General features: G+C 49.8%; 8 protein-coding genes and 1 pseudogene. 5 read left to right on the forward strand and 4 right to left on the reverse strand.

Annotated features, from left to right (window positions below):
* Positions 1 to 315 precede the first annotated feature (315 nt).
* The 4 genes from FYJ34_RS00595 to FYJ34_RS13025 all read right to left on the reverse strand — a co-directional run bounded on the left by FYJ34_RS00595 (position 316) and on the right by FYJ34_RS13025 (position 2,136).
* Entirely contained in the window at positions 316 to 747 is a 432-nt protein-coding gene (locus FYJ34_RS00595) for a nitroreductase family protein (RefSeq protein ID WP_330582470.1), read from the reverse strand.
* Between the two features lie 247 nt (positions 748 to 994).
* Positions 995 to 1,465: a pirin-like C-terminal cupin domain-containing protein gene (locus FYJ34_RS13015; protein ID WP_235899149.1), complete on the reverse strand. Its 471-nt coding sequence runs from the start codon at positions 1,463 to 1,465 to the stop codon at positions 995 to 997.
* Positions 1,435 to 1,815, reverse strand: a complete 381-nt coding sequence (locus tag FYJ34_RS13020; protein WP_235899150.1) for a pirin family protein — start codon at positions 1,813 to 1,815, stop codon at positions 1,435 to 1,437. Before FYJ34_RS13020 ends, FYJ34_RS13015 begins: the two co-directional genes overlap by 31 nt.
* 132 nt (positions 1,816 to 1,947) lie before the next feature.
* Entirely contained in the window at positions 1,948 to 2,136 is a 189-nt protein-coding gene (locus FYJ34_RS13025) for a MarR family transcriptional regulator (protein ID WP_235899151.1), read from the reverse strand.
* 303 nt (positions 2,137 to 2,439) lie between these two features.
* Here FYJ34_RS13025 and FYJ34_RS00615 point away from each other — a divergent pair, with 303 nt between their 5' ends.
* The 5 genes and pseudogenes from FYJ34_RS00615 to FYJ34_RS13030 all read left to right on the forward strand — a co-directional run bounded on the left by FYJ34_RS00615 (position 2,440) and on the right by FYJ34_RS13030 (position 4,053).
* On the forward strand, positions 2,440 to 2,772 hold the full coding sequence (locus FYJ34_RS00615; protein WP_235899152.1) for a MarR family winged helix-turn-helix transcriptional regulator: 333 nt from the start codon (positions 2,440 to 2,442) through the stop codon (positions 2,770 to 2,772).
* Positions 2,765 to 2,920, forward strand: a complete 156-nt coding sequence (locus tag FYJ34_RS14035; protein ID WP_330582471.1) for a hypothetical protein — start codon at positions 2,765 to 2,767, stop codon at positions 2,918 to 2,920. Before FYJ34_RS00615 ends, FYJ34_RS14035 begins: the two co-directional genes overlap by 8 nt.
* A pseudogene (locus FYJ34_RS14040) lies at positions 2,917 to 3,059 on the forward strand (pirin family protein); the annotation flags it as partial. The gene FYJ34_RS14035 and the pseudogene FYJ34_RS14040, both read left to right, overlap by 4 nt.
* 81 nt (positions 3,060 to 3,140) lie before the next feature.
* Positions 3,141 to 3,518 carry a pirin-like C-terminal cupin domain-containing protein gene (locus tag FYJ34_RS14045; protein ID WP_330582472.1) on the forward strand — a complete coding sequence of 126 codons (378 nt, stop codon included), beginning with the start codon at positions 3,141 to 3,143 and terminating at the stop codon, positions 3,516 to 3,518.
* Positions 3,519 to 3,681: 163 nt separating this feature from the next.
* Positions 3,682 to 4,053, forward strand: a complete 372-nt coding sequence (locus tag FYJ34_RS13030; RefSeq protein WP_235899153.1) for a nitroreductase family protein — start codon at positions 3,682 to 3,684, stop codon at positions 4,051 to 4,053.
* The last annotated feature ends 496 nt before the right edge of the window (positions 4,054 to 4,549 follow it).

Consider the following 4,549-nt stretch of genomic DNA (forward strand, 5'->3'; position numbering starts at 1 on the left):
CGAGAAACAGAATGTTTTATTTCGCGCAGCGCACATTCCTGTGAAACAAAAAAACATCTCCTGCACCCTTATGTCTGATGCAAAAGATGTTTTTTTCCACCTGAATTTCCGGATATTTTGAGGAAGTCCTTTGCCGCCTATTCCCTCACGGCAAAATAATTCCCCTCTCTGTCCGCCTATACTATCTACACTATCTGTACTCTCTGTTCTATTTTCTTTTCGCTTTTGCCTCCGGCTCCTTTTCTATCCGCCAAACGGCATCTGTGCCCAGCCTGTAGGTTTTGGGAAGCTTGTATCTTTCCCGTACCATGTCATCTATAACGGGATTGTAATGCTGCAGGGAAGCTCCGATCCCAGCTCTGCCAGCGCCGTCCAGATGCTGATCTGCAGCATTCCATTGGCATGGTTTGCCCACACCGGAAAATTGGCTGCATAGGTCGGAAACTTGGCTGCCAGTCCGTCTACTACCTCTTCTTCGTAAAAATACAAAATCGTTCCTGCTCCATTTCGGAAGGACTGGATCTTGTCATGCGGTACCTTCCCCTCAAACACCCTCTCAATCTCATCCCACAGCGCCTCATGCTCTTCCCCAAAGGCCGCCACGACCCTCGCACTCTTCATATCAAAGGCATCGGGAACCAGTTCCGTCACTCTTTTTATTACTTCCACTTTTTCCTTCGCAACCGGAAGCTCCTTGTTTAACAGATAACGACTTCTTCTCTTTTCCAATCCTGTGATCACGCTCATGTCTGTTCCTCCTTTTCTTTTTTGTGTATTCGGTTTCCCTGTTCTGTCTGCCTTGTTCTGTTTGCCTTGTTCTGTCTGCCTTGTTCTGTCTGCCTTGCCCCAGCATATGCCTTCGTCTGCAAAGCCGTCACTGTTTCCCGTTTTCCACTTTTCATTCGTTCCGGAAAAACCGCTCTTTTGAACCCGGATCCGCCTGTGTGTTTTAAGGGCTTTCTCCCACGATGCCGGCGGCGCCTGCCTCGGTCGATTATTTGATAAAGGTTCCTTCCTCCAGCTCCTTGAACGCCTGCTGCAGTTCCTCCCTGGTGTTCATTACCACCGGCCCTCCCCAGGCGATCTCCTCCTTCAATGGACTTCCACTGAGAAACAGAACTTTGGCTCTTTTTCTTTTCCTTCTATCGTCACCTGGTCTCCGTCCGATAACAGAGCCGCCGTCTTTTCTTCCAGATCTTCTCCTGCTACCCGTACATCCCCCAGCAAAGGAACAGCAGCGCCTGTCTGCCCTTCTCTGTGGGAATGGTAACCGTCTTTCCCGTTCTACCGTAATATCATAATAGTCAATAGGCTGATAGTTCCCCTGGACTCCCTGCTGCCCGTCATAGCTTCCTGCCAGGATCCTGAGGCGGCCTCCTTCCAGTTCCACTTCCGGGATCTGGTCCCTCTTGATGCTGCGGTAAGCCGGCTTTGTCATTTTGTCCTTTGCCGAAGATTCAGCCATAGCTGCACGCCCAGCATCCGCTCGCTTGCCGGCAGCTGTTCTTCATGGATGATGCCGGATCCTGCCGTCATCCACTGGACTTCCCCATCTTCCACGGTGTCTTCAAAGCCCAGATTGTCCTTGTGTTTCATTTTCCCCTGCCACACGTAGCTGATGGTCTCGATCCCTCTGTGGGGATGCGGCGGAAAGCCCGCTATATAATCCTGCGGATTGGTGCTGTCAAAAGAGTCCAGCATCAAAATAGGATCAAATTCTTTTGCGGTCTGGCTGCCCAGCACTCTTACCAGCTTCACACCGCCTCCATCTACCGTTTGAAATCCTTTTACCTTTTTTCTGATCGTTCTATTCATGTAAGATCCCTCCTAATTTTTTTAATAGGAACAACAACTGCTTCTTCTCTTCCGCGGTCAATTCTTTCATTTTTCTCTGATCATCTCCTGTTCTTTGGAGCCGCCTGCTGAATGACACTCCTCCCTCCTCTGTCAGATGAAGGATGCAAAGCCGCTTGTCCTTTTGATCTGCCAGTCGTTCACATACCCTCTTCCTACCAGATTGTTGACGATGACCGGTATGGTTCCTACACTGCTTAAAATCTTTTCCCGCACTTCTCCTACGGTCAGATCTCCCTTGCTGTACAGCGCTTCCAACACTGCAAACTGGCTCAGCGTCAACCCGTATTTCCCTGCAATCCTTCCGTCTGCCTGTCCAATTCATTGGTATTGCGGTGCAGTCCGATGACGATTTTCATTTCTTCCTGTCCCATATCTCTTTCTCTTTCTCTTTTTTTCTTTTTCTCTTGCTTCTGCTTTCCTGAATCGATCCCGGCAGATGCCGCTTCCGGAGGGAAATGGGAGCAGAGAGCACATAAAGGGAAGTCTGCATGCATCATATGGACAGGAAGAAATCGTCATCGGACTGCACCGCAATACCAATGAATTGGACAGGCAGACGGGAAGGATTGCAGGGAAATACGGTTGACGCTGAGCCAGTTTGCAGTGTTGGAAGCGCTGTACAGCAAGGGAGATCTGACCGTAGGAGAAGTGCGGGAAAAGATTTTAAGCAGTGTAGGAACCATACCGGTCATCGTCAACAATCTGGTAGGAAGAGGGTATGTGGAACGACTGGCAGATCAAAAGGACAAGCGGCTTTGCATCCTTCATCTGACAGAGGAGGGGAGGAGTGTCATTCAGCAGGCGGCTCCAAAGAACAGGGAGATGATCAGAGAAAAAATGAAAGAATTGACCGCGGAAGAGAAGAAGCAGTTGTTGTTCCTATTAAAAAAATTAGGAGGGATCTTACATGAATAGAACGATCAGAAAAAAGGTAAAAGGATTTCAAACGGTAGATGGAGGCGGTGTGAAGCTGGTAAGAGTGCTGGGCAGCCAGACCGCAAAAGAATTTGATCCTATTTTGATGCTGGACTCTTTGACAGCACCAATCCGCAGGATTATATAGCGGCTTTCCGCCCGCATCCCCACAGAGGGATCGAGACCATCAGCTACGTGTGGCAGGGAAAATGAAACACAAGGACAATCTGGGCTTTGAAGACACCGTGGAAGATGGGGAAGTCCAGTGGATGACGGCAGGATCCGGCATCATCCATGAAGAACAGCTGCCGGCAAGCGAGCGGATGCTGGGCGTGCAGCTATGGCTGAATCTTCCGGCAAAGGACAAAATGACAAAGCCGGCTTACCGCAGCATCAAGAGGGACCAGATCCCGGAAGTGGAACTGGAAGGAGGCCGCCTCAGGATCCTGGCAGGAAGCTATGACGGGCAGCAGGGAGTCCAGGGGAACTATCAGCCTATTGACTATTATGATATTACGGTAGAACCGGGAAAGACGGTTACCATTCCACAGAGAAGGGCAGACAGGCGCTGCTGTTTCCTTTGCTGGGGATGTACGGTAGCAGGAGAAGATCTGGAAGAAAAGACGGCGGCTCTGTTATCGGACGGAGACCAGGTGACGATAGAAGGAAAAGAAAAAAGAGCCAAAGTTCTGTTTCTCAGTGGAAGTCCATTGAAGGAGGAGATCGCCTGGGAGGGCCGGTGGTAATGAACACCAGGGAGGAACTGCAGCAGGCGTTCAAGGAGCTGGAGGAAGGAACCTTTATCAAATAATCGACCGAGGCAGGCGCCGCCGGCATCGTGGAGAAAGCCCTTAAAAACACAGGCGGATCCGGGGTTCAAAAGAGCGGTTTTTCCGGAACGAATGAAAAGTGGAAAACGGGAAAACAGTGACGGCTTTGCAGACGAAGGCATATGCTGGGGCAAGGCAGACAGAACAAGGCAGACAGAACAAGGCAAACAGAACAAGGCAGACAGAACAGGGAAACCGAATACACAAAAAAGAAAAAGGAGGAACAGACATGAGCGTGATCACAGGATTGGAAAAGAGAAGAAGTCGTTATCTGTTAAACAAGGAGCTTCCGGTTGCGAAGGAAAAAGTGGAGGAAGTAATAAAAAGAGTGACGGAACTGGTTCCCGATGCCTTTGATATGAAGAGTGCGAGGGTCGTGGCGGCCTTTGGGAAGAGCATGAGGCGCTGTGGGATGAGATTGAGAGGGTGTTTGAGGGGAAGGTACGCATGACAAGATCCAGTCCTTCCGAAATGGAGCAGGAACGATTTTGTATTTTTACGAAGAAGAGTAGTAGACGGACTGGCAGCCAAGTTTCCGACCTATGCAGCCAATTTTCCGGTGTGGGCAAACCATGCCAATGGAATGCTGCAGATCAGCATCTGGACGGCGCTGGCAGAGCTGGGGATCGAGCTTCCCTGCAGCATTACAATCCGTTATAGATGACATGGTACGGAAAGATACAAGCTTCCCAAAACCTACAGGTGGTGGCACAGATGCCGTTTGGCGGATAGAAAAGGAGCCGGAGGCAAAGCGAAAGAGAAAATAGAACAGAGAGTACAGATAGTGTAGATAGTATAGGCGGACAGAGAGGGGAATTTTTGCCGTGAGGGAATAGGGGCAAAGGACTTCCTCAAATATCCGGAATTCAGGTGGAAAAAACATCTTTTGCATCAGACATAAGGGTGCAGGAGATGTTTTTTTGTTTCACAGGAATGTGCGCTGCGCG

It is taken from the genome of Suipraeoptans intestinalis (assembly GCF_009696485.1).
GTDB classification, from domain to species: Bacteria; Bacillota; Clostridia; order Lachnospirales; family Lachnospiraceae; genus Suipraeoptans; species Suipraeoptans intestinalis.